Raw genomic sequence first — 21,903 nt, forward strand, 5'->3', positions numbered from 1 at the left:
GTGGATGTCCCGGTCCCGCTCGCCCTTCCACGCGGCCGCCCCTCAGTCGGGGGCGGCCGTGCGGGAGGGCTCCCGTGCGGAGCGGGCCAGTTCCACGTTGAACTGTGCCCCGGCCAGCAGGGCGAGATTGGTGAACCAGACCCAGATCAGGAAGACGACCAGACCGGCGAGGGAACCGTAGAGCCGGCTGTAACTGGCGATGTGGGTCGCGTAGAACGCGAATCCCGCCGAGGCGACGAGCCAGAGGAAGGCTGCCAGGATGCCGCCGGGCAGCCCCTGGTTCATCCCCCGGGCCGAGCGCGGACCGGTACGGAACAGCACCAGGATCAGGCAGGCGACCAGGCAGAGCAGAACGGGCCATTTGAGGACCGCCCACAGCGCCTCGCCCGCGTGGGCCAGGCCCATCCGGTGCCCGAGCCAGCGGGCCAGCGGACCGGTGAGGACGAGAGCGAAGGCGCTGGCCATCAGCAGCACCAGCAGTCCGACGGCCGAGGCGACGATGATGTGGGCCTTGCGCGGCGCCGGCCGGGTGTCCTGGACATGGTGCATCGCGTGCAGCGCCCGGCGGAAGACGGCCAGATAGCTCGACGCCGACCACACCGCGCTCACGGTCCCGGTCGCGACGAGCAGCCAGACAGCGGTGCGCTCATGGGTGGCCGCCTCCAGTGACTGGCGGAGCGCCGCGCCGGATTCCGCGGGCGCGAACGAGGTGATGTCGGAGATCAGCGCACTCGTGGCCCCGGGGTTCGCCAGGCCGATCACCGAGACGGTGACGAGGAGGGCCGGCAGCAGGGCGAGTATGGCGTAGTACGTCAGAGCTGCGGCCCAGTCGGAGATGTCGTCGTTCCAGATCGCGACGGGTGTGCGGCGCAGGGCGCCGAACCAGCGGGCCGACACCCCCGTGTGCCCGGTGTGCCCGGTGGCGCGGGGCGTGCGTTCGGCGGCGGGTGTGACGGTCCGGCTGGGCAAGCTCGTACTCCGGGTCGTGGGAGATGCGGCGGGGCCGGGATCCTTCGTCCGCTGCTCGGACGCCCCCGGCTCCACCTTTCTCTCATGCCTCCTGCCCGGCGGCGCACACCGGTCCCTTCGGCCGCACCCCGCCGGTCGCGGTGGGGGTCAGTCGTTGACCGCCGTCAGCAGGACCACGGCGTCCGCGAGAGCCAGCAGTCCGTGGCGTTCCTGCGGGATCGGATACAGCGTCCCGGCGGTCAGTTCGACATCGCCGGAGCCCGCGGTCAGCCGGACCGAGCCGCGCAGGACCTGGAGGGAGGCGGCGCGCGGCGCGTTGTGCTCGTCCAGAGCCGTCCCCGAGGTCATCGCGATCACCGACTGGCGCAGGGGCGGCTGCTGGAGCAGGAGGTGGGCACTGCGTCCATGGGCGGATTCACGGGCCGCGGCCAGATGCTCGTCGGCGAGGGTGTTGAGGTCATCCATACGCCCCACTCTGCCGCAGCGCCCGCTCCCCCGCGATCCTGCCGTACGCCGCCCGGACCCGGTCCGGGCGGCGTAGGGGCGTTGTACGGGAGGACCCTCAGAGTCCGCCGGTGTACAGCAGCCGGTCCGGCGAACCCGGGCTCAGGGACGTCAGCACGCCCGGCGTCGCCTCGTCGGCCAGCCGCTTCGCCAGCGTCTCGGGACTCACCGCCGGGTCCGCCTCCTTCTGGAGTGCGGCGACTCCGGCGACGTGCGGGCTCGCCATGGAGGTGCCGTCGAGAGCGACGGAGCCACCGCCGAGCCTGGCCGAGACGATGCCCTGCCCCGGGGCGTACAGCTCCAGGCAGGTGCCCCAGTTGCTGAACGCGGTCTGCCGGTCCCGGTCGTCGGTCGCGCCCACGGTCACCGCACGGCCGGCGCCGGCCGGGGATACGTCGCAGGCGTCCGTGTTGTCGTTGCCCGCCGCGACGACGGGCAGAACACCCGCCTCCGCGACGGCGTCGATCGCGTCGTCGACCGTCTGCGAGGCGTCCCCGCCGAGCGAGGCGTTCAGTACGGCGGGACGCCCGGAGGCGGCGACGTCCTTGACCACCCAGTCGAGCCCCGCGAGGATCCCGGCCCAGGTGCCCTGGCCGTCGCAGTCGAGCACCCGCACGCTGACGAGCGAGACGGACGTGGCGACGCCGTACGTCGCTCCGCCGACCGTGCCCGCCACATGGGTGCCGTGGCCGTTGCAGTCCTGACCGTCCCGGCCGTCCGCGACGGCGTCGAACCCGCTGACCGCGCGGCCGCCGAACTCGCTGTGCCCGGTCTCGATCCCCGTGTCGACGACGTACGCCGTGACTCCCCGGCCCGTGGCGGCCGTGGTGAAGGTGTCGTCCAGCGGCAGCAGCCGCTGATCGATCCGGTCCTGGCCCCAGGTCGCGGCGGAGGTCCGCAGTCCGGCCGCCCCGGCGTCGGAGGCCGTGGGGACGACGGCGACCGCGCCGTTCTCCTCGACGGAACGGACGCCGGGAAAGGCGCGCACCGCACTGAGCTGGCCGGGGGTGAGCGTGGCGGCGAAGCCGCGGGCGATATCGCCGTACGTGAACATCGGGCGCAGCCCGAACTGCCGCAGGACGGTGTCCGTCGACAGTTCGGGCCCAAGAGTCACGATGTACTGACCGGGGACGGCGCCGGCGGACTGCCGCACCGGAACACCACCCGATCCGGTGTCCGCGGTGGCCTCGGTGGTGCCGATCAGGGGGACGATCAGCAGCAGAGCGGCTGGTGCCCAGCGGGCGCGCAGGCGCATGCGTTCTCCTCGGGGTGGGGAATCGTTCGGGAAAGGGAAGGGACGGTTCTGCGAAGCACGAACACCCGTTCCTTCGTCCCCACCTCAGGGGCGCCTTAGCCGTATCAGCCGGACAGCGCAACGCTCGGCGCGAGGTCCCGGTCCGTACGGTCGCCCTCCAGGGAGGTCTCCGTATGTCTGCCCCAGCGGCCGACCGCCACCTCTGCCGTGATGCCGGGGCCGAACCCGGCGATCAGCCCCTGGGCGGACTCCGCCGGACCGCCGTCCGCGAACAGCCGCCCGAGCGCGTCGAAGACGACCGAGCTGGCGATATTGCCCCGGTCGGTGAGGGTCGCCCTGCTGTAGCGGAACATCTCCGGCGGCAGGTTCAGGAAGTGGCAGAGGTCGTCGAGAATGCGCGGTCCGCCGGCGTGCACGATGAAGAAGTCCATGGCCGGGACCGTCCAGCCGTGCCGGTCGACGAGATCCAGCAGGACGGGCGCGAGCATCTCCATGGTGCCGGGCACCCGCTTGTCGAGCTGGAAGTGGAATCCCGTGTCACGTACCGCGTAGGAGATCCAGTCCTCGGTGTCGGGCACCAGATGGGAGCCGTTGCGCTCCAGGCGCATGCCGCTGCCGCCCTGTCCGCGGACCACGGCCGCCGAGACGGCGTCTCCGAACAGCCCGTTGGAGAGCAGCGAACCGACCCCGATATCGGTGGGCTGGTAGCACAGCGAGCAGAACTCGCAGGACACGATGAGGACGTTGGACCGCGGGTAGGCGAGGCAGAAGTCGTGTGCGCGGTTGATCGCCGCGCCGCCCGCGGCGCAGCCCAGCTGGGCGATGGGGAGCTGCCGGGTCTCGGAGCGGAAGCCCATCGAGTTGATCAGCCATGCCGTCAGGGAGGGCATCATGAAGCCCGTGCAGGACACATAGACGATCAGGTCGATCTCGGCGGGCTCCAGTTCGGCGTTGGCGAGGGCCCCCCGGACGACCTCGGGGACGCGGCGCTTCGCCTCCGCCTCGTAGAGCCTGTTGCGCACCTCGAATCCGGGGTGCCTCAGGGTCTCCTCGATCGGCTGGACGAGGTGGCGGGTCTGTACACCGGTGTTCTGGATGAGTCTCAGGACGAGGGCGCGCTGCGGGTGGTCGGCGTGCATCTCCCTCGCCAGGTCGAGGGTCTGCTGCATCGTGATGACGTGTTCGGGCACAGCGATGGCCGGCCGGCACAGAGTCGCCATGGGTTCTCCTCGTTCTGTGATGCGGAGGCTCTCGTCACCACGTGACGGGCAGGGCGAGCGGATAGCGCCAGATGGAGGTCGTGTTCCACTCGACTTCCTCGGGCGGTACGTCGAGGCTCAGGGCCGGGAATCGGGTCAGCAGCGATGAGAAGGCCACTTCCAGTTCCATCGTGGCGAGCGGCGCACCCAGGCAGTGGTGCGCGCCCCAGCCGAATGTCATGTGCGGGATGGACGGCCGGTCCGGGTCCAGGTCGTCGGGGCGTTCGAACTTCCTGCCGTCCCGGTTCGCGGTCAGGTAGGACACGTGGACCACATCACCGGCCCGGATGAGGACTCCGCTGAGCTCCACGTCCTCGGTGGCGATCCGCGGGATGCCGACCCCCTTGCGGAAGGGGATGTACCGCAGGAGCTCCTCCAGGGTGCGGGGCAGCAGTTCCGGAGCCGCCCGGAGCGACTCCAGGAGCGCGGGCCTGGTCAGCAGCGTGTAGGCGATATTGCCGAGTTGGTACGTCGTGGTGTCCTGCCCGGTGATGAGCAGCACCATGGCCATGACGGCCAGTTCGTTGTCGTCGAGCAGTTCGGCGCCGTCCCTGGCCGTGGCCAGCGTGCTGATGAGGTCCTCGCCGGGTGAGCGGCGCCGGTCGGCGGTCAGTTCGGCGAAGTACGCGCGCAGTTCGGCCTTGGCGCGTACCGCGTCGTCCTTCCCCGCGGCACCGGTGTTCATCATGGTCAGGGCGTGGGCGCGGAGCCACGGGCGGTCCGCCTCGGGGATGTCGAGCGCCTCGCAGATGGTGATCAGCGGCAGCGGTGCGGACACTCCGGCCACGAAGTCGGCAGGGGATCCGCTGTCCTCCATGTCCTGGAGGAGCTGGTCCACGATGCGCTGGGTCCGGTGGCGCATGTGGTCCACGCGGCGCGGGGTGAAGCTCTTGGCGACCAGGCTCCGCAGGCGGCTGCTGTCGGGCGGGTCCATCAGGTTGATGGACTCGGCCTGGACGATGGGTTCCGGGGTCATGCGCGGGAAGTCGCGGCCGAGGACCGCGCTGCGGCTGAAGCGCCGGTCGGTGGTGACCGTCCGGACGTCCTCGTAGCGGGTGACGAGCCAGGCCTCGCCCTCCCCGTATGCCATACGGATGCGGGACACCGGCGCTTCGGTCAGCAGCTCCCGGAGCTGGGGATCGAAATCCAGTTGCTGGGCATAGTCGAACGGACAGCTCCGTACGGATTCCATGTTCTCCACCGAGGTTCTCCCAATGACCGGTTCGGGGCATTCAGGGGGTGCCGGCTCCGGGTCCGGAAACAGACCCCCGCTACCTCCCCCATAACCCATTGGAACATGTCACCCACACTCAGTAATCAACCGATCAGAGGGGGATCTGACGGAGCGACAGGGCTGACAAGGGAGCTCGCCGCGCAGGCGAATGACATTGCGCGCCCCGCCTCAGGAGCCTCGCGAGCCGGCCGGGGCGCTTGCCGGGGCCGCTCCGGCCACCGGCCGGCAGGGGGGTGGAGTCGGGCGGTGCGGCGTCATCACCGCACCCAACAGCCCGTGCCCCAGGCCCGGTTGAATCCCGCGACGCGCGGGCGGGAGGAGTCGGGAGCGGCACGGACGAAGAGTGGCGCGGGTCGTCCCGGGCAGCCTCTCGGGCGCGGATTCGAGCTCCGGCAGGAGACCGGCGCTCGCCGCCGCCCGGCGCGCCCCCTCGGCGCCGGGCGCTACCACCCTCGGTGTGCGTTCAGCCGGTGAGCAGGTCCGGATTGCCGGCCAGCGCGGCCAGCCGCCCCTTCGGGTCGTCGACGAGCTTGCGGGCCGTCAGATCGAGCACGCCCGCCACTCCCGAGATCTCGGCGGCGACCGTGCCGTCCTCCTTGAGGATCTGCTGCTCCATGGTGAACGTCTTTCCGGTGCCGTAGTCGAAACGGCAGGTCACGCGGACTCGTTCACCGCCCCGCAGCTCCCGCAGATACTTCACCCGCACTTCGAGCTGTACCGGCCCCACGCCGCTCGCCAGCAGCTTCTCCTGCGGCAGTCCGGCGGCGCGCAGCAGTTCCCAGCGCGCGTGTTCCGCGTACTGCAGATACACGGCCTGGTTCAGGTGGCCCTGGGTGTCGAGCTCGTAGCCCCGGACGGCCACGTCAACAGAGAACGTCATGACGGTGGCAACACCGGCGCGCATCGCGCCATTCCTCGCTCCGGCCGCACACCGCCCCGCCGGAACCCTTTACGCCCATGGCATGCACCGGTACCTTCCCCCCGCAAGAGGTTGCAGAAAAGTTCTGACAGTCCTTGCTGTCGGAACGTACCGCTCGCCCGAACCCCGAGGCGCGTCAGGGTTCTCCGGCGGGGTCCACGCCGGTGCTCGTGGAGCACCGGCGCCGACGGCAGCCGCGGCCAACCACCCCCGGCCCCTCCCTGGAGACACACATGAAACGCACCCCACACCGGCTGCTGAGACGCCCCCTGGCCGCGGCCGTGGCCGTCGCCGGGCTCATCGGGCTCATCACCGCCGTGCCCGGTCCCCCGGCCCCGCGGCCGTCGCGCCCGTGGCCGCGGCGGAGAACACCGCGACGGTCTTCCACTACACCAAGACCAGGAACTGGTCCGCGTACAACCTGCATTACGCGCCGGACGGCGGCGCCTGGACCTCCGTACCCGGGATACGGATGGAGGCCGCCTGCACGGACTGGGTGAAACGGACGGTCGATCTCGGCTCGGCCGACGGGCTGACCGCGACGTTCACCGACGGTTCCGGGGTCTGGGACAACAACGCCGGGAAGAACTACGGACTGGGGACCGGGAACATCACCGTCAAGGACGGGGCGGTGGCCCACAGCGACCCGTGCGCGGGCACGGGTCCGGGCCCCACCCCCACGCCCACCCCGGGCGGCGGCTCCGGCACGGCCGAGGTCTTCTACTCGACCACCGCGGTCGGCTGGAGCACCACCAATCATGTTCCGCGGCGACTTCCGCGGGCTCGTCGACAAGCTCGACTACATCAAGGGCCTCGGGTTCTCCGCCGTCTGGATCACCCCGGTGGTCCTGAACCGGTCCGACTACGACTACCACGGCTACCACGGCTACGACTTCTACCGGGTCGACCCCCGGCTGGAGTCCGCGGGCGCCTCGTACCAGGACCTGATCAACGCGGCCCACGCCAAGGGCATGAAGATCTACCAGGACGTCGTCTACAACCACTCGTCGCGCTGGGGCGCCAAGGGACTGTTCACCCCGAAGACCTACGGGGTGCGGGACGATCAGTGGAGCTGGTACTACGACGAGCGCGACGAGGGATTCGAGTACGACGGCCTGACAGTCGAGCCGAAGTCGGGGAAGTCCTACTACAACGGCGATCTGTGGTCGACGGCCGAGCCGTCGGGCAACACCTGTCTCAACTGGGGCAAACCCACCGGCAGTTCCTCGCCGGAGGGGTACCGGATCTACAACTGCCAGTGGCCCTACCCCACTTCGGGAATGTTCCCCAAGGCCTACTACCACAACTGCTGGATCGGGAACTGGGAGGGCGAGGACTCGCGCAGCTGCTGGCTCCACGAGGACCTCGCCGACTTCAACACCGAGAGCGCGCCCGTCCAGAACTATCTGATCGGCGCCTACGACAGGTACATCGACATGGGGGTCGACGGCTTCCGGGTCGACACGGCCGTGCACATTCCCCGGACGACCTGGAACCGCCGCTTCCTGCCGGCGATCCAGGAACGGGTCACCGAGCGGTTCGGCGCCGGGGCCGCGAAGAACTTCTCCGTGTTCGGTGAGGTCGCCGCGTTCGTCAACGACAAGTGGAACCGCGGCTCGGTCAATCACTCGGCTCAGTTCTACACCTGGAAGGAACGCGCGGAGTACAGCGCGGACGACGGGAAGGCCGCCCTGGAGATGTACGACCACGAACAGCGGCAGGGCACCGGTTCGCAGCCGGTCTCCGACAACGCCTTCCTGAACGGCAACGCGTACCACACGCCGGATCACAGCAAGTTCTCCGGCATGAACGTCATCGACATGCGGATGCACATGAACTTCGGTGACGCGAACAACGCCTACAGCAACGGCAAGGACTCCGACGACAGCTACAACGACGCCACGTACAACGTCGTCTACGTCGACAGCCACGACTACGGACCGAACAAGAGCAGCGAGCGCTACTCGGGCGGCACCGACGCCTGGGCCGAGAACATATCCCTGATGTGGACGTTCCGCGGCATCCCGACCCTGTACTACGGATCGGAGATCGAATTCCAGGCGGGCAGGAAGATCGACTGCGGGCCCTCCTGCCCACTGGCGACCACCGGACGCGCCTACTCCGGCGACCATCTCGCCGGTGACATGGAGGTGTCCGGCTTCAGCAAGGTCACCTCCGCCACCGGAGCGGTCGCCGGCACCCTGGCCAGGCATGTCCAGCGGCTCAACGAGATCCGCCGGGCGGTGCCCGCGCTCCAGATGGGCCAGTACTCCACCGAGGGCATCACCGGGTCGATGGCGTACAAGCGCCGCTACACGGACGCCGCGAGCGGCACCGACAGCTTCGCCCTGGTGACGGTGTCCGGCGGCGCGACGTACACCGGCATCCCCGACGGCACCTACCGGGACGCCGTCACCGGTGACACCCGGGTCGTGACGGGCGGCACGCTCGCCGTCCCCGCACCGGGCAAGGGCAACCTGCGCGTGTACGTCCTCGACCTCGGCGGAAAGAACGCGGCCCCGGGGAAGATCGGGACGGCGGGCCCCTATCTCAAGTAACCCTTGAGGGACCGCGTTCGGGTGGTGCCGACCGGATGATCCGGCCGGCACTCTCTCATGTTCACAGGTCCCCGGCGGTTCCCCGCTTCCCAAGGGCGGCCGGTACCGCGGCCGTCCGGTCCGAGGCGGCGGCGTGCAGCGCGCGCAGGGCCAGCATCAGGAACCCGATGTCGTCGAGGTAGACGGGATCCGGCAGCAGGTCCACCGGGGACACCGTGTAGATCACCGCCGCCCAGACCAGCGCCTTGTCGCGCAGCGGGATCCCCGCGGCCAGCAGCAGCTTCCTGGCCCTGACGACCCGGACCAGGAGTACCGCCGCCACGCCCAGGGTGAGCAGCGCGACGGCAGCGCCGAGGAGAAGCCAAGCGGTGGTGTCCATGTCTTCATCGTGCACCCCGCAGAGCCCGTAACGCCCGGCGGACCCGCCACGCCCGGCGGGCAGGCGGCCGGCCCGGGTGCGGTGTCGCGGGTGCCTGTGCCGCGGGTGCCGGTGTGGCGGCGGTCAGCCGTTCTCCCTGGCGCGCCGGCGGGCGCGGCGCTTCAGCGCGCGCCTCTCGTCCTCGCCCAGGCCGCCCCAGACGCCGGAATCCTGGCCGTTCTCCAGAGCCCAGCGCAGGCACGGCTCCCGTACGGGGCAGTTCGCGCACACCGCCTTGGCGTCCGCCGTCTGCACGAGCGCCGGGCCGGTGCTCCCGATGGGGAAGAACAGATCGGGGTCCTCCTCGCGGCAGGCCGCGTCCATGCGCCAGTTGTCCATGTGACTCACTCCCGGGGTTCGGGTTTCGGTTCTGCTCGGTCCGTACCGGTGCGGGTGACCGGCAACGGGCACCTGAAACCAGGAACGGGGGCGGCACCCGTACGGGCGGCCCGGTCCCGGTCAGTGCCGGGGACGGTGCAGGGCGAGAAGTGCCTGGTCGTCCTGGGCGCGGCCGCCGGTGTGGCGTCCCACGTCCTCGATCAGGGCCTGCAGGATCTGCGCCGGGGTGGCCGGGTCGCCGACCAGCGCGCGATGCCGGACCAGGACCGGCAGGCGCTCTGCGGGTTCGTAGAACGTTCCGGCGCCGTCCCGGGCCTCGGTGACCCCGTCCGTGAAGCACACCAGGGTCGCGCCGGGCGGAAAGGGAAAGGTGTCGACGGGCGCCGTCCAGGCTCCCAGCGCGCCCATCCCCAGCGGAGGTGCCTCCTGCGACGGTTCCAGCACGGTGGCGGTCCCCCGTGCGTCCAGGAGCACGGGCGCCGGATGTCCGCGGTTGACGACGCGTACGAAGGTGAGGTCCGCGGCGAACTCCGCGATCAGGGCCGTGGTGAACCCCTCCTCCTGCTCCTGGCCGCCCCGCCGCCCGCCCTCGCGCAGCAGCGCCTGTTCCAGGGACCCCACCAGGCCGGGCAGGTCCTCCGCCTCGTCCGCGGCGAACCGGAAGGCTCCCAGGTCGGCGGTGACCGCGCTCACGGCGCCGAGTCCCTTGCCGCGTACGTCCCCGACCATGACACGGGTGCCGTACGGCGTGTCCTGGACGACGTAGAGGTCGCCGCCGATCATGGCCTCGTCCTCGGCGGGCACGTACCGCGCCGCGATCAGCAGGTCGCCCAGGCGCGACGGCGGCCTGGGCAGCACGGCGCTCTGGGCCACCGCGGCGACCTGACGGGCGCGCCGGGTCGTCGCGTGCTGGCCCTCCAGGGTGCGGTGGATGAAGACGGCGAGCACGGTTACGGCCAGCAGGGTGAGCTGGTTGGCCACACCGCGCTGCCAGTCGAACGTCCTGTCGACCTGGGCGAGTGCCGCGTGGACGGCCATGGACGCCACGCCCACGGCGATGATGCCCCGGATCCCCAGCAGCGGTGCGGCGGAGACGGGTGCCACCACGAGCAGCGGCGCGGAGGTCACTGCGGTCGGGGTCACCAGGTCGACCACCACGGCCAGCACGATGACCCCGACGGGGATCCACTGGGCTCTGCGCTGCTGCACCACTCCCCCACCCTGTCCGGCACCGGCCCGCACCGCCATCCCGGTCCAGCAGGGGTGTTACGGAGGCTCCGCGGGGGCGCGGGGAGGGCCACAGGGTGTGGCTCAGTTCCCGGGCAGCGGCATGCCGGGATGCGGGGCGGCCGCACACGCCGCGTCGAGCCGGATGCGGTGGTTCATCACGGTCTCCGGGTCGTCGACGATGTCCACCCGGACGCCGGGGGTCTCCAGCACGGCCTGGTCGCCGATCTCGGGGGCGGGCACCCGCAGCAGATGCAGGGGCGGTACGCCGGTCATGGCGTGCGGCGGATGGTCGAGCGGCACCACCTGCACGGTGAGGTGCGCCAGGCGCGCGGCCTGGGTCAGCTTCTCGCGCTGCTCCTCCATGACGGCGCGGCCGCCGACCGTGGTGTGCAGGGCGGCGGCGGGCATCAGCGCCCACAGCGCGGCGCCCCGCTCACGCAGACGGCGCTGGCGCTCCCGCAGCAACTCGACGCGACGGTCCAGCTGGGCGGGGGTGTCGCCGGGGTACTGCGTCCGGAACAGGGCGGCGGCGTACGCGGGCGTGCGCAGCAGTTCCGGTACGAGGGCGGGGTGCCAGGTCCGTACGAGGCTGGCGGAGGATTCCACGCCGATGACGTCCTGCTGCCAGGACTCCATCGCGTCCCGCCACCGGTGCCACCATCCGGGCAGGTTCGCCGCTCCGAGACCGGCCATGATCGGTTCGGCGACCGCGGCCGGGACCCCGTAGCAGTCCAGGAGTTCTCCGACCTGCCGGGCGTCCAGTCCGGTCTCGGCCCGTTCGATGCGCCGCACCGTGGCCGGGTGGGCGTCCAGCGCCTCTGCGGCGGTCTGCAGACTGACGCCTGCCCGCTCCCGCAGCAGCCGGAGCCGTACCGCCAGGACGCGGTGCTCCACGGTGGGACCGGATCGGGGTCGCATGCTCGTACCTTCCTCGCTGGGCCCCGATGTGGAGCGCGGTGCACATTCTGTCGCTTGCAAAGTATGCGCTTTGCACCGAGAGTACATACATGTCGGAAATAGTCAGTTGCGCGAAACGCGCTCCAGATGATTCGGGCGGCCCGAGGGCACACAGCTGGTGGGTCCCCCGCATCGCCAAAGGCGTTCCGGATGCCCGCCACCGCGTACAGGAGGCGATGCGGGCGTGGGGAGAACCCGCGGAACGCGTCGAGACCGCGGCGCTGATAGTGACCGAACTGGTCGCCAACGCCGTCCAGCACACCAGTACCCGGCGGATTCGCTGCCGACTGCTCCGCTCGGCGGACGGGGTGCGGATCTGCGTGTGGAACCGGGGGCGGGCTCATATCCCGGCTCCGGCCCCACCCGGGGACCTGGCAGCGGCATCACCGGGCGCTACGGACGCGACCGACGACTCCGGCCCAGCGGCCGGGATCGCCGCGCTGTCCGAGGGCGGCAGGGGCCTGCTGCTGGTGGACGCCCTGGCGGCGCGGTGGGGAACACGCGCCGCCCTGGCCGGCCGGCTCGTCTGGGCCGACATCTGATCCCGGGATCGGACCGCACCGCCCTCACTCCGCTGTGCGCCGCTGCCCGCCGGGTTCTCCCGGGCGCGCACCGGCCGGCCGGTACCGGCCGCACCCACGGGGCAGGACCCGTCCCGCCCTCCCGTACCGGTCAGCCCGCGGCGGTCCGGCACTCCGGGTGACCCCAGCCGTTCGGATTCTTCGCGATCATCTCCTTGGCCGCGTACGGCTTCCCGCAGTGGCACCGGCCCGCGAATCTGGCCCGGATCGTGCCGGTGGAACGCCCCGCGCGCGCGGCTCCCGCCGCCTCCCGCGCCGTTCCGCCGCCCGAGGCCTCCGACCGGCCCTTGACCGCCCTGGCCGGAGCGGGGACCGGCAGCTCCGCGGAACCGTGCGCCGTACCCGCCGCCCGCTGCGACACCGCGGCCTCGCTGGCGGCCTGGTCGGCCAGCGCGTTCAGCGGGTCCCCGTTCACCTGGTGGGCGGGCACATAGCGAAAGGTCACGCTCCGGCCGCTCAGCAGGTCATCGATGCGCGTGACCAGGTCCCGGTTGGCGACCGGCTTGCCGCCCGAGGTCTTCCAGCCGTTGCGCTTCCAGCCCGGCAGCCACTTCGTCACGGCGTTCATCGCGTACTGGGAATCCATCCGCACCTCGGCCGGTACCGAGGGATCGGTCGACTCCAGCAGCTCCCGCAGTGCGGTCAGCTCCGCGACGTTGTTGGTGGCGGTGCCCAGCGGGCCCGCCTCCCAGCGCTCCGGGCGCCCCTGTCCGTCGGCCACGACCCACGCCCAGGCGGCCGGCCCGGGATTACCCTTCGACGCCCCGTCACACGCGGCGATGATGCACTCGTCCATCCCTTGATCATGCCAGCACCGCATGACCGTTCCGGCCCGCCGATCCGGCCGTGCGCGGTCAGCCGCCGCTCACCGGGCCGGGCCGGTCCCCGGTGACGGCCCGCGGGCGCCGCCGGGCCCAGTCGAACAGGACGACGGAGCACACCGCCGCGAACGCGCACCACGTGGAGATGAACTCCAGCCGCCACAGCGCCGCGCAGACCGCGGCACCGATCGCGACGAGCACCCCCAGGAAGACCAGGCGACGGTCGCCCGACAGCAGCAGCGAGCCCACGGTGGCCAGGAGATAGCCCGCGATCAGCCACTGCGGGTGCGGCAGGTCGAGTACGTATCCGAGGGTGTGGCCCCGGACCTCGGCCGTCACCGGACGGGAGGCGAGGGCGTACCCGAGGAACACGGCGGTGACGGCTCCGGCCGCGAGCGGCACCAGCAGCCGGGTGCGGACCCGGTGCCGCGCCGCGCAGTACACGCCGAGGGGCACCCACACGGCCAGCAGCGGGAGCGCGATGACCGCCCAGGCGACCGTGGCCGGGCCGGTCCCTCCGTCGGAGCGCCAGACGGCCGACTCGATGATCTGGTGGGCCCCGAGCAGCAGGGGCAGTGCGGCCAGCGGCAGATCGCGGGCGCGTCGGGTGCTCGCGACGGCGGCGGCGCCGATCACCGCGATGCCCGTGCCCGCCACCAGGTCGGCGGTCGCACTCCAGCACATGGCGTCACCCCGGGCCCGGACTCACGCATCGGTCGCTTCCGGGCCACGCTACGGCGCCCCGGCCCCGGACGCCGCCCGCACGGCGCCCGGAGCCCCGCGCGCCCCTCGTGCTCCTCCGGCCCTCCCTCAGCGCGTCCGTGCCGCCAGGAGCTCACCGACCCGGTCCAGCGGGAGCGCGGGCACATGGTGGCCGTTACGGCCGGTCATCGCGCGGGCCCCGGTGAGCACATTGAGCACCGCCTCCTCCACCGACTCGACGACCGCCTCGTAGAACGGGTCCATCCGCCCCCACGGCACGAAGCGCAGGGACTCGTACGGCGCGCCCGCGGGCCCGTCCGCCTCGGGGAACGTGCTGGTCAGCGCTCCCCGGTTGGCCGTGGAGAAGGCCAGGAAGATGTCTCCGGAGAAGTGGCTGCCGGTGGTTCCCGTGCGGGCCAGGCCCAGCGGCACCCGCCGGGCCAGGGCCTTGCACTGGCCCGGCAGCAGCGGGGCGTCGGTCGCCACCACGACGATCACCGAGCCCGCCCCGGGCGGCACCGGACGCTCTCCGTCCGCCACCGCCCCGGCGGCGTCCGCCGCCTCGCCCGCAGGGTCGGTCAGCGCGCGCCCCACCGGCACCCCGGCCATCACCAGTTCCCGCCGCGCGCCGAAGTTCGCCTGGACGAACGCGCCGACCGTGTAGCGGTCCGCGCCGTACTCCACCACCCGGGACGCCGTGCCCGAGCCGCCCTTGAAGCCGTAGCAGCGCATCCCCGTGCCGCCGCCGACACAGCCCTCCTCGACCGGTCCCGTCACTGCCGCGTCGATCGCCGCCGCCGCGTGGCCGGGGCCCACCGCCGCACCGTGGATGTCGTTGAGGTGCCCGTCCCAGGTCTCGGTGACCACGGGAAGCAGCCATTCGGGCGCCATTCCGCGGCAGTTGGCGCGCACCCACTCGATGACCCCGCGGTGCGCCGGCCCGACCGCGTAGGTGTTGGTGATGACCACCGGCACGGCGAGCGAGCCGCTCTCCTCGATCCACGCGGTGCCGGTCATCTCGCCGTTGCCGTTGAAGGAGTGCCACCCGGCCGAGCAGGGCACGCCCACACCGTCCCGGCCGCGCGGCAGTACCGCGGTCACTCCGGTCCGTATGCCGTCGCCCTCGACCAGGGTCACATAGCCGACCTCCACGCCCGGCACATCGGTGATCGCGTTCCACGGCCCCGGCTCGCCGGTCAGATCGATGCCCAACTCACGTACCCGCATGCGGTGTTCCATCGTCATGCGCCCAGAGGGTACGGGACGGCCCTCCGCCGCGCGCCCGGTTGACCTCAACCTTGCCCGAGGTCCTAGCGTGCTGTCCGTACCCGAGGCCGTACGGTCGGCGGGATCCGCACGTCGGCCACCAGATTCCGGAGCGCCCCATGGACATGGAAGTCACAGCATGGACATCGATGCACAGTGCGATGAACGCCCAGCAGGACCGGCGGCCCTTCTCCCGGGCCGCCCTGGGGCGCATCATGGCCTTCGCCCGGCCGCACCGCGGCCGGCTGAACCGCTTCCTGCTGCTCAGCGTGGTGACCGCGCTGCTCGCGGTGGCCACACCGGTGCTCGCGGGGCAGGTGGTCGACGCGATCGTGGAGGGCCGGGACTCCGGTAGGGTCAGCCGGCTCGCGCTGCTGATCGCCGCCATCGCGGTGGCCGAGGCCGGGCTCGGCCTGCTCACCCGATGGCTGTCGGCCACGCTCGGCGAGGGTCTGATCCTCGATCTGCGCACCGCGGTCTTCGACCACGTCCAGCGGATGCCGGTCGCCTTCTTCACCAGGACCCGGACCGGTGCGCTCGTCAGCCGGCTCAACAATGACGTGATCGGCGCCCAGCGCGCCTTCAGCAACACGCTCTCCGGCGTCGTCTCCAATGTCGTCACCCTGCTGCTGACCCTCGTCGTGATGCTCACCATCTCCTGGCAGATCACCCTTCTCGCCCTGGTCCTGCTGCCGGTGTTCGTCGTGCCCGCCCGCCGGATGGGGGCCAGGATGGCGGCACTTCAGCGCGAGGCGGCCGATCACAACGCCACCATGGGCACACAGATGACCGAGCGGTTCTCCGCACCCGGCGCGACACTCGTCAAGCTGTTCGGACGCCCGGCCGACGAGTCCGCGGAATTCGCCGCACGGGCCGGCCGGGTGCGGGACATCGGCATCCGTACGGCCGTGGCCCAGTCCACGTTCATCACCGCCCTCACCCTGGTCTCCGCCCTGGCCCTCGCCCTGGTCTACGGGCTCGGCGGCTTCTACGCCCTGCGCGGCAGCCTGGAACCGGGCGCCGTCGTGGCCCTCGCCCTGCTGCTGACGCGGCTCTACGCCCCGCTGACCGCGCTGGCCGGTGCCCGGGTCGAGGTGATGAGCGCGCTGGTGAGCTTCGAGCGGGTCTTCGAGATCCTGGACCTCAAGCCCCTGATCGAGGAGAAGCCGGACGCCCGCCGGGTGCCGGAAGGGCCGGTCTCGGTGGAGTTCGACGGCGTCTCCTTCGGCTACCCCTCCGCCGAGAAGGTCTCCCTCGCCTCCCTCGAAGAGGTCGCCACGCTCGACAACCGCGGCGGCACCGAGGTCCTGCACGATGTCTCCTTCCGCGCCGAACCCGGGCGGATGATCGCCCTGGTCGGCTCCTCGGGGGCGGGCAAGTCCACGATCGCCCAGCTGCTGCCCCGGCTGTACGACGCGGACCGCGGTTCCGTACGGCTGAACGGCGTCGACGTACGCGATCTGAGCGCCGACTCGATCCGGGAGACGCTCGGCATGGTCACCCAGGACGGGCATCTCTTCCACGAGTCCGTACGCGCCAATCTGCTGCTGGCCCGCCCCGGGGCCACCGAGGACGACATCTGGGACGCGCTGCGCAGGTCACGGCTCGACGGGCTCGTGGCCTCCCTGCCCGAAGGCCTGGACACGGTGGTGGGCGAGCGCGGGTACCGGCTCTCGGGCGGCGAACGGCAGCGGCTGACCATCGCCCGGCTGCTGCTGGCCCGGCAGCGGGTGGTCATCCTCGACGAGGCGACCGCGCATCTCGACTCCACCTCGGAGGCGGCGGTTCAGGAAGCGCTGGCCGAGGCTCTGGCGGGCCGGACAGCCGTGGTGATCGCCCACCGGCTGTCGACCGTCCGGGCCGCCGATCTGATCCTGGTCATCGAGGAGGGCCGGGTCGTGGAACGCGGTACGCACGCCGAGCTGCTGGCCGCCCACGGCCGGTACGAGGAACTGCACCGCACCCAGTTCGAGCGCCCGGCCGCCGCCGAGGGACACCCCGTCGGCTGACTCCCCCGGCCGGGCGGGCCCCGCGGCTCAGCGCGCGCCGAACTGCTGCACGGCCGCCAGCGCGAGTGACAGCTCGACCACGCCGGCGGGGTCGGTGAGCGTCCGTCCGGTGAGCTGCTCCAGACGGCGCAGCCGGTTGGAGACCGTGTTGCGGTGGCAGTACAGCCGCTCGGCCGCGACGGTCGAGGAGCCCCCGGCCCCCAGCCAGACGCCGAGCGTGGTCAGCAGGGTGCCGCACTCCTCGGCGGGCAGTGCGAGCACCCGCCCCAGCACCACCGTACGCAGCCGTCCGGCCAGGTCCGACTGGGCCGCGATCAGGGCCTCGGGCAGGCGCTCGTCGAGCAGTACGGCCGGCGCCGCGCCGGGCCGCCAGGTCCGCAGGGCCAGTTCGGCCAGCCAGCGCGCCCGCCCGAGGTCGGCCAGCGAGCCCACGACCGGGCTGACCCCGGCCCGTACGTCGTACCCGGCCAGCACCGTGCGGAGGTCCTCCGGGCTGCGGCTCCCCAGCGGCACCAGACCGGTCTCGCCGTCCGCCCTGATCCGCCAGAGGACGCGCAGACCGGACAGCGGCTCGGCGGCGGGGTCGGACGAGGGCGGCAGCGCGCCGGGGGCCGTGCGCAGGACGATGACGGCGTAGCGGCCGCGCTCGGGGAGCCCCAGCCGGGCGGCGGCCTCGGAGGCCAGCCCGGCGGCCACCCCCGAGCCGTCCAGCAGGGCGTCGAGGAGTGAGTGGCGCCGCTCCTGGTCGCGCGCCGCGCGGGCCGCCTCGGCCTGCCGGTAGGACTCGGCGACCGCGCCGGTGATCTGTTCCAGTACGTCCCAGACGACCGCGGCGGCGGGCAGCAGGGTGGGCAGCGCGGTGGGGAAACGCTCGGCGACCACCTCGTACATCGTCTCCCAGAGCAGCCTGCCGCCCAGGCGGTAGCTCTGCAACAGCGAGGGGAGCGGCAGCCCCTGTTCGACGCGGCGGCTCCCGGTGCTCATGGCGTCGTGGAGGTCCACCGGCTGGTCCCGCGCCGCCTGGGCGATGCCGGACAGTGCCTGGCACAGGTTGCGATGGATCCGGTCGCCCAGCTCCTTGCGGCCGATCAGCCTGGCGTACGCGGGGTCCTCGGCGAGGATCCGCGCGGCCAGCCGGTCGGCCGCCGGCTCGAACCGGCTCCGCAGCTCGTCCCGTACCTCCTCGATGAGCAGAGGCACGCCGACGGGCGGTGCACCGGATGTGCGGGGTGACAGCGCCATCGGCTCCATGGCCGGTGAGGGTGGCACGACCCGGCCGGAAAAGGGAGACCCCCGACCACAATTGCTTCGCGCCACTGTGCACGGCGCACATCACGGCACCTGTCTGCTTGGTACCCGGCAACCGATCACGCGCCGGCCCTCGCGGTCGCGCCGCCGCGGTGCTGCCATATGCGCCGACCTACGGCCGGATGCCCAACATCCCGGTGCTGGCCGCGATCGCCCCGATGGAGGGGTCGGCCGCCGAGCTGAAGACCTTCGTCGACGGGGTGCTGGCCGCGACCGGCGCCTCCAGGGCCCGAACGTCCGCAACGTCTACACCCAGGACATGTGCTGGTACGACCTGGCCCAGCACGCCACGATGCAGATCGACTCCGAGGTGCTGCACGAGGTGATGAACGTCCTCGATCCGGCGAACGCCACCAGGACAGGCTGCCGCATCCTCCCGTAACACCGCACCATCCGCCCCGAAGCCGCTCTTCCCGTTCACCAGGAGACCCCTGTGCTCAGCACCATGCAGCGTCATCCCCTGACCGTGACCACCCTGCTGCGCCACGGCGCCACTGTGCACGGCCGCAGTGAGGCAGTCACCTGGACGGGTGGGGCGGCCCGGCGCGCCACCTATGCCGAGGTCGCCCGCCGTGCGACGAAACTGGCCGCGGCACTGCGCGGCCTCGGCATCACCGGCGACCAGCGGGTGGCCACCTTGATGTGGAACAACCAGGAGCACCTGGAGGCATATCTCGCCGTCCCGTCCATGGGCGCGGTGCTCCACACGCTCAATCTGCGGCTGCCCGCCGATCAGCTGAGTCACATCGCCCGTCACGCCGAGGACCGTGTCGTCCTCGCGGACGCGAGCCTGGTGCCGCTGATCGCCCCGCTGCTGCCCGGACTTCCCGATCTCGAACACGTCGTCGTCGTGGGCGAGGGGCCGCTGCCCGGCCTTCCCGGTGTGCGCGTCCACGGCTACGAGGAACTGCTCGCCGGGGCACCCGACGGTTTCGAGTGGCCGGACATCGACGAGGACTCGGCCGCGGCGATGTGCTACACCTCCGGAACCACCGGCGATCCCAAGGGAGTTGTCTACTCGCACCGTTCGGTCTACCTGCACTCGATGCAGGTGTGCATGCCGGAGACCCTCTGCCTGGACGACACGCGGCGCGCTCTCGCGGTCGTGCCGATGTTCCATGCCATGGCCTGGGGAATGCCGTACGCCGCCTTCATGGCCGGCTCCTCCCTCCTCCTTCCCGGTCCCCATCTCCAGGCCGAGCCCCTGGCCGAGTTCATCGCCACCGAGAAGCCGCACACCGCGGGCGCGGTACCGACCGTCTGGGCCGCGCTCCTGGCCCACCTCGACACGCACGGCGGTGATGTCTCCTCCCTGCGCGAGGTCCTGGTCGGCGGTGCTGCCTGCCCCCCCTCGCTGATGACCGGCTTCGAGGAGCGGCACGGGGTACGGGTCGTCGCCGCCTGGGGCATGACCGAGACCTCACCGCTCGGTACGGTCGCGAGGGCGCCGCACCATGTGCGTTCCCCGGAGGGCGCGATGCTCTACCGGTCCACGGCGGGCCGTCCCCCCGCGGGGGTCGAGCTGCGCCTCACGGGCGAGGACGGCACGGTTCTGCCGGACGACGGCGCGACGGTGGGGGAGGTCGAGGTCCGCGGTCCCTGGGTCACCGGCTCCTACCACCTGGTCGGGGCACCGGCCGACAAGTTCAACGACGGTTGGCTGCGCACCGGGGACCTGGGCACGCTCACGTCCGACGGCTATCTGCGCCTGACGGACCGGGCGAAGGACGTCATCAAGTCGGGCGGCGAGTGGATCTCCTCGGTCGAGCTGGAGAACCATCTGATGGCCCACCCGGCGGTCCGGGAGGCGGCGGTGATCGGCGTCCCGGACGACCGCTGGGACGAACGCCCGCTCGCCGTGGTGGTCTGGGCCGCGGACCCGGGCGGCCCGGGTGACTACACCGGTCTGCACGCCCACCTCGGTGCGCGCGTCGCCCGCTGGCAGCTCCCGGAGCGCTGGACGTCCCTGCCGGAGATCCCGAAGACCAGCGTCGGCAAGTTCGACAAGAAGGAGCTGCGCCGCCGGTACGCGGAGGGTGAACTCCCCGTCGCACGGCTGTCGCACTCGGCAGGGGTCTGACCCCGGGCGCACGCTACACGCGCTCGGCGGTCCTCCACCGCCGCAGCGCGTGCCTGCCGCAGGTGCGCCACTCCTTCGGTGACACACGGGCACGATGCCCGCCGTTGGTGACCAGCGCGTTGACCGAGGTCATGGGGTCCGCCGCCATCGTCCTGGCCAGCAGGACTCCGATCACGAGCGGCAGCAGCGTCACGGCCAGGGCGGATCCGGCGGTCGTGACGTGCTGGATACGAGGGTGCCGCCGCGGTCCGGGGTCGTTGTTCATGGCCTCATCCCAACAGCTGCCCGGCCCCGGTGGATCGGGCAAGGTACTCAGCCTCGCCTCGGCATGTACTCAGGCCGCGCCGCCGCCGCACAGGGGCCGGGGCCCGAAGTACGCCGCGTACACACCCTTTCGCGCCGGTCCGCGCCAGTCCCAGGTACGGCGATGGCAGTACCCGGGACTGCCTGCGTGCGCACGACGACGCGGCGCTCCCTTTCACGAAGGATTGCGGTACTCCCCCGGATCCGGTTCCGCCCCGCCCCGCGCGTGGCGGGAGCCCGGCCGTGGGTGAGTCACCGCATCGTCCCGTCGCACGATCCAGACTGGAGCGCTTCCTTCGTGGCTACCTTCCCCGGCGAGAACGGCCCGTTCCCCGAAGGCCGTTGAAGGCCACCGTGATCGGTGCGACGATCCCGGGGTATGCCGGACCGACGTAAGGATCGTCTTCATGGGTGAAGGTCACGAACTCTCGGCCGCAGCCGCGTTCGACGCGCTGGGAACCGAGTACGAGCGGGCCTTCGCCGGCTCACCGGCCCACCACGACTCGCTGCGCCGGCTGACGGAACAGCTCGCGCCCGGCAGCAGGATCCTGGACGTGGGAAGCGGTACGGGCCGGCCGACCGCGCAGACGCTGGCGGACGCGGGACACCGGGTGCTGGGCGTCGATGTCTCACCGGTCATGACGGGGATCGCGGCCCGGCAGGTGCCGAACGCGGTCTTCCGGTGCGCCGACATCCGTACGCTGCCGCTGGACGGGGCGGAGACGGATGCGGATGCGGGGACGGGGACGGATGCGGATGCGGGCGCGGGGACGGGGACGGATGCGGGCAGCACGGGAGCGGGGTTCGACGCGGTCTGTGCGTATTTCTCGCTGCTCCAGATGCCGCGCGCCTACCAGTCCCTGCTGCTGCACAGGTTCCACCAATCGCTGAAGCCCGGCGGGCGGCTGGTCGTGGCGACGGTGCCGCTGGACGTGGAGGACGTGAGCGGCGTGTTCATGGGGCAGCCGGTGCGTGTGACCAGTTTCGGCGCCGAGGAGTTCACCGCGCTGGTGAAGGAGGCCGGGTTCGCGGTCGAGTGGCAGCTGAGCACGCTGTTCACGCCCGACCACCCGGCGGGGGAACCCGAGCCGCACCTGTTCCTGCACTGCCGGCGGCTCTGAACCCGGACGCGGCGGGGCGCGCGGCTGAGGCCGGCACCGGCGCGCGAGCAGGAGGCAGGGGCAGGAAGGC

General features: G+C 71.9%; 20 protein-coding genes and 1 pseudogene. 6 read left to right on the forward strand and 15 right to left on the reverse strand.

What is annotated here, in order from left to right:
- Window positions 1–42: 42 nt before the first annotated feature.
- From ACIGJO_RS13610 to ACIGJO_RS13635, 6 genes are all read right to left on the reverse strand, one after another.
- Window positions 43–969, reverse strand: coding sequence for a YihY/virulence factor BrkB family protein (locus ACIGJO_RS13610; protein ID WP_399956721.1), 927 nt, complete (start codon window positions 967–969; stop codon window positions 43–45).
- A 147-nt stretch (window positions 970–1,116) separates the two neighbouring features.
- Window positions 1,117–1,434, reverse strand: coding sequence for a cupin (locus ACIGJO_RS13615; RefSeq protein ID WP_399956723.1), 318 nt, complete (start codon window positions 1,432–1,434; stop codon window positions 1,117–1,119).
- A gap of 97 nt (window positions 1,435–1,531) precedes the next feature.
- Window positions 1,532–2,728, reverse strand: a complete 1,197-nt coding sequence (locus ACIGJO_RS13620; RefSeq protein ID WP_399956725.1) for a S8 family serine peptidase — start codon at window positions 2,726–2,728, stop codon at window positions 1,532–1,534.
- 104 nt (window positions 2,729–2,832) lie between these two features.
- A complete protein-coding gene (locus tag ACIGJO_RS13625) occupies window positions 2,833–3,969 on the reverse strand; it encodes a type III polyketide synthase (RefSeq protein ID WP_399956969.1) in 1,137 nt (378 codons plus the stop codon).
- A 13-nt stretch (window positions 3,970–3,982) separates the two neighbouring features.
- Window positions 3,983–5,179 (reverse strand): cytochrome P450, encoded by a 1,197-nt coding sequence (locus ACIGJO_RS13630; RefSeq protein WP_399956971.1) that lies wholly within the window; start codon window positions 5,177–5,179, stop codon window positions 3,983–3,985.
- 505 nt (window positions 5,180–5,684) lie between these two features.
- Window positions 5,685–6,101: an acyl-CoA thioesterase gene (locus ACIGJO_RS13635; protein WP_399956973.1), complete on the reverse strand. Its 417-nt coding sequence runs from the start codon at window positions 6,099–6,101 to the stop codon at window positions 5,685–5,687.
- 272 nt (window positions 6,102–6,373) lie between these two features.
- Here ACIGJO_RS13635 and ACIGJO_RS13640 point away from each other — a divergent pair.
- Window positions 6,374–8,698 (forward strand): annotated as a pseudogene (locus ACIGJO_RS13640) (alpha-amylase family glycosyl hydrolase).
- A 61-nt stretch (window positions 8,699–8,759) separates the two neighbouring features.
- Here ACIGJO_RS13640 and ACIGJO_RS13645 read toward each other — a convergent pair.
- The 4 genes from ACIGJO_RS13645 to ACIGJO_RS13660 all read right to left on the reverse strand — a co-directional run bounded on the left by ACIGJO_RS13645 (window position 8,760) and on the right by ACIGJO_RS13660 (window position 11,603).
- Window positions 8,760–9,077, reverse strand: a complete 318-nt coding sequence (locus ACIGJO_RS13645; RefSeq protein ID WP_399956728.1) for a DUF1232 domain-containing protein — start codon at window positions 9,075–9,077, stop codon at window positions 8,760–8,762.
- A gap of 123 nt (window positions 9,078–9,200) precedes the next feature.
- A complete protein-coding gene (locus ACIGJO_RS13650) occupies window positions 9,201–9,455 on the reverse strand; it encodes a WhiB family transcriptional regulator (RefSeq protein ID WP_399956731.1) in 255 nt (84 codons plus the stop codon).
- Between the two features lie 120 nt (window positions 9,456–9,575).
- Entirely contained in the window at window positions 9,576–10,667 is a 1,092-nt protein-coding gene (locus ACIGJO_RS13655; RefSeq protein WP_399956734.1) for a PP2C family protein-serine/threonine phosphatase, read from the reverse strand.
- 99 nt (window positions 10,668–10,766) lie between these two features.
- Window positions 10,767–11,603, reverse strand: a complete 837-nt coding sequence (locus tag ACIGJO_RS13660) for a helix-turn-helix transcriptional regulator (protein WP_399956737.1) — start codon at window positions 11,601–11,603, stop codon at window positions 10,767–10,769.
- 215 nt (window positions 11,604–11,818) lie between these two features.
- Between ACIGJO_RS13660 and ACIGJO_RS13665 the strand changes: the two genes are divergently transcribed.
- Complete coding sequence (locus ACIGJO_RS13665) at window positions 11,819–12,184, forward strand: ATP-binding protein (RefSeq protein WP_399956740.1); 366 nt, start codon at window positions 11,819–11,821, stop codon at window positions 12,182–12,184.
- 130 nt (window positions 12,185–12,314) lie between these two features.
- Here ACIGJO_RS13665 and ACIGJO_RS13670 read toward each other — a convergent pair whose 3' ends face one another.
- From ACIGJO_RS13670 to ACIGJO_RS13680, 3 genes are all read right to left on the reverse strand, one after another.
- Window positions 12,315–13,019, reverse strand: a complete 705-nt coding sequence (locus ACIGJO_RS13670) for a ribonuclease H (RefSeq protein WP_399956743.1) — start codon at window positions 13,017–13,019, stop codon at window positions 12,315–12,317.
- Window positions 13,020–13,077: 58 nt separating this feature from the next.
- On the reverse strand, window positions 13,078–13,728 hold the full coding sequence (locus ACIGJO_RS13675) for a DUF6629 family protein (RefSeq protein WP_399956746.1): 651 nt from the start codon (window positions 13,726–13,728) through the stop codon (window positions 13,078–13,080).
- Window positions 13,729–13,854: 126 nt separating this feature from the next.
- A complete protein-coding gene (locus ACIGJO_RS13680; protein ID WP_399956975.1) occupies window positions 13,855–14,973 on the reverse strand; it encodes a P1 family peptidase in 1,119 nt (372 codons plus the stop codon).
- Between the two features lie 158 nt (window positions 14,974–15,131).
- On the opposite strand from ACIGJO_RS13680, the gene ACIGJO_RS13685 reads away from it, so the two are divergent.
- Complete coding sequence (locus ACIGJO_RS13685) at window positions 15,132–17,021, forward strand: ABC transporter ATP-binding protein (RefSeq protein WP_399956749.1); 1,890 nt, start codon at window positions 15,132–15,134, stop codon at window positions 17,019–17,021.
- A 27-nt stretch (window positions 17,022–17,048) separates the two neighbouring features.
- Here the strand turns inward: ACIGJO_RS13685 and ACIGJO_RS13690 are convergent, their stop codons facing one another.
- Window positions 17,049–18,263: a PucR family transcriptional regulator gene (locus ACIGJO_RS13690; RefSeq protein ID WP_399956752.1), complete on the reverse strand. Its 1,215-nt coding sequence runs from the start codon at window positions 18,261–18,263 to the stop codon at window positions 17,049–17,051.
- Window positions 18,264–18,588: 325 nt separating this feature from the next.
- Between ACIGJO_RS13690 and ACIGJO_RS13695 the strand changes: the two genes are divergently transcribed.
- Window positions 18,589–18,711: a hypothetical protein gene (locus ACIGJO_RS13695; protein ID WP_399956755.1), complete on the forward strand. Its 123-nt coding sequence runs from the start codon at window positions 18,589–18,591 to the stop codon at window positions 18,709–18,711.
- A 51-nt stretch (window positions 18,712–18,762) separates the two neighbouring features.
- Window positions 18,763–20,409 carry a fatty acid--CoA ligase gene (locus tag ACIGJO_RS13700; RefSeq protein ID WP_399956758.1) on the forward strand — a complete coding sequence of 549 codons (1,647 nt, stop codon included), beginning with the start codon at window positions 18,763–18,765 and terminating at the stop codon, window positions 20,407–20,409.
- 13 nt (window positions 20,410–20,422) lie between these two features.
- On the opposite strand, the gene ACIGJO_RS13705 is transcribed toward ACIGJO_RS13700, so the two are convergent.
- The gene (locus ACIGJO_RS13705; protein ID WP_399956761.1) at window positions 20,423–20,674 is read right to left on the reverse strand and encodes a hypothetical protein; all 252 of its coding nucleotides are present in this window, start codon (window positions 20,672–20,674) and stop codon (window positions 20,423–20,425) included.
- Between the two features lie 445 nt (window positions 20,675–21,119).
- Here ACIGJO_RS13705 and ACIGJO_RS13710 point away from each other — a divergent pair, with 445 nt between their 5' ends.
- Window positions 21,120–21,833, forward strand: coding sequence for a class I SAM-dependent methyltransferase (locus ACIGJO_RS13710; protein ID WP_399956763.1), 714 nt, complete (start codon window positions 21,120–21,122; stop codon window positions 21,831–21,833).
- The last annotated feature ends 70 nt before the right edge of the window (window positions 21,834–21,903 follow it).

The organism is Streptomyces sp. NPDC079020, from assembly GCF_044542225.1.
Lineage (GTDB): Bacteria > Actinomycetota > Actinomycetes > Streptomycetales > Streptomycetaceae > Streptomyces.

Excerpts from the sequence above, each read along its gene's own strand:
- ACIGJO_RS13650 (WP_399956731.1), bottom strand. The coding sequence starts at position 9,455 with ATGGACAACTGGCGCATGGACGCGGCCTGCCGCGAGGAGGACCCCGAT.
- ACIGJO_RS13695 (WP_399956755.1), top strand. The coding sequence starts at position 18,589 with ATGTGCTGGTACGACCTGGCCCAGCACGCCACGATGCAGATCGACTCC.
- ACIGJO_RS13620 (WP_399956725.1), bottom strand. The coding sequence starts at position 2,728 with ATGCGCCTGCGCGCCCGCTGGGCACCAGCCGCTCTGCTGCTGATCGTC.
- ACIGJO_RS13670 (WP_399956743.1), bottom strand. The coding sequence starts at position 13,019 with ATGGACGAGTGCATCATCGCCGCGTGTGACGGGGCGTCGAAGGGTAAT.
- ACIGJO_RS13630 (WP_399956971.1), bottom strand. The coding sequence starts at position 5,179 with ATGGAATCCGTACGGAGCTGTCCGTTCGACTATGCCCAGCAACTGGAT.
- ACIGJO_RS13680 (WP_399956975.1), bottom strand. The coding sequence starts at position 14,973 with ATGCGGGTACGTGAGTTGGGCATCGATCTGACCGGCGAGCCGGGGCCG.
- ACIGJO_RS13710 (WP_399956763.1), top strand. The coding sequence starts at position 21,120 with ATGGGTGAAGGTCACGAACTCTCGGCCGCAGCCGCGTTCGACGCGCTG.
- ACIGJO_RS13690 (WP_399956752.1), bottom strand. The coding sequence starts at position 18,263 with ATGGCGCTGTCACCCCGCACATCCGGTGCACCGCCCGTCGGCGTGCCT.
- ACIGJO_RS13665 (WP_399956740.1), top strand. The coding sequence starts at position 11,819 with ATGCGGGCGTGGGGAGAACCCGCGGAACGCGTCGAGACCGCGGCGCTG.
- ACIGJO_RS13645 (WP_399956728.1), bottom strand. The coding sequence starts at position 9,077 with ATGGACACCACCGCTTGGCTTCTCCTCGGCGCTGCCGTCGCGCTGCTC.
- ACIGJO_RS13660 (WP_399956737.1), bottom strand. The coding sequence starts at position 11,603 with ATGCGACCCCGATCCGGTCCCACCGTGGAGCACCGCGTCCTGGCGGTA.
- ACIGJO_RS13685 (WP_399956749.1), top strand. The coding sequence starts at position 15,132 with ATGGACATGGAAGTCACAGCATGGACATCGATGCACAGTGCGATGAAC.
- ACIGJO_RS13675 (WP_399956746.1), bottom strand. The coding sequence starts at position 13,728 with ATGTGCTGGAGTGCGACCGCCGACCTGGTGGCGGGCACGGGCATCGCG.
- ACIGJO_RS13705 (WP_399956761.1), bottom strand. The coding sequence starts at position 20,674 with ATGAACAACGACCCCGGACCGCGGCGGCACCCTCGTATCCAGCACGTC.
- ACIGJO_RS13635 (WP_399956973.1), bottom strand. The coding sequence starts at position 6,101 with ATGACGTTCTCTGTTGACGTGGCCGTCCGGGGCTACGAGCTCGACACC.
- ACIGJO_RS13615 (WP_399956723.1), bottom strand. The coding sequence starts at position 1,434 with ATGGATGACCTCAACACCCTCGCCGACGAGCATCTGGCCGCGGCCCGT.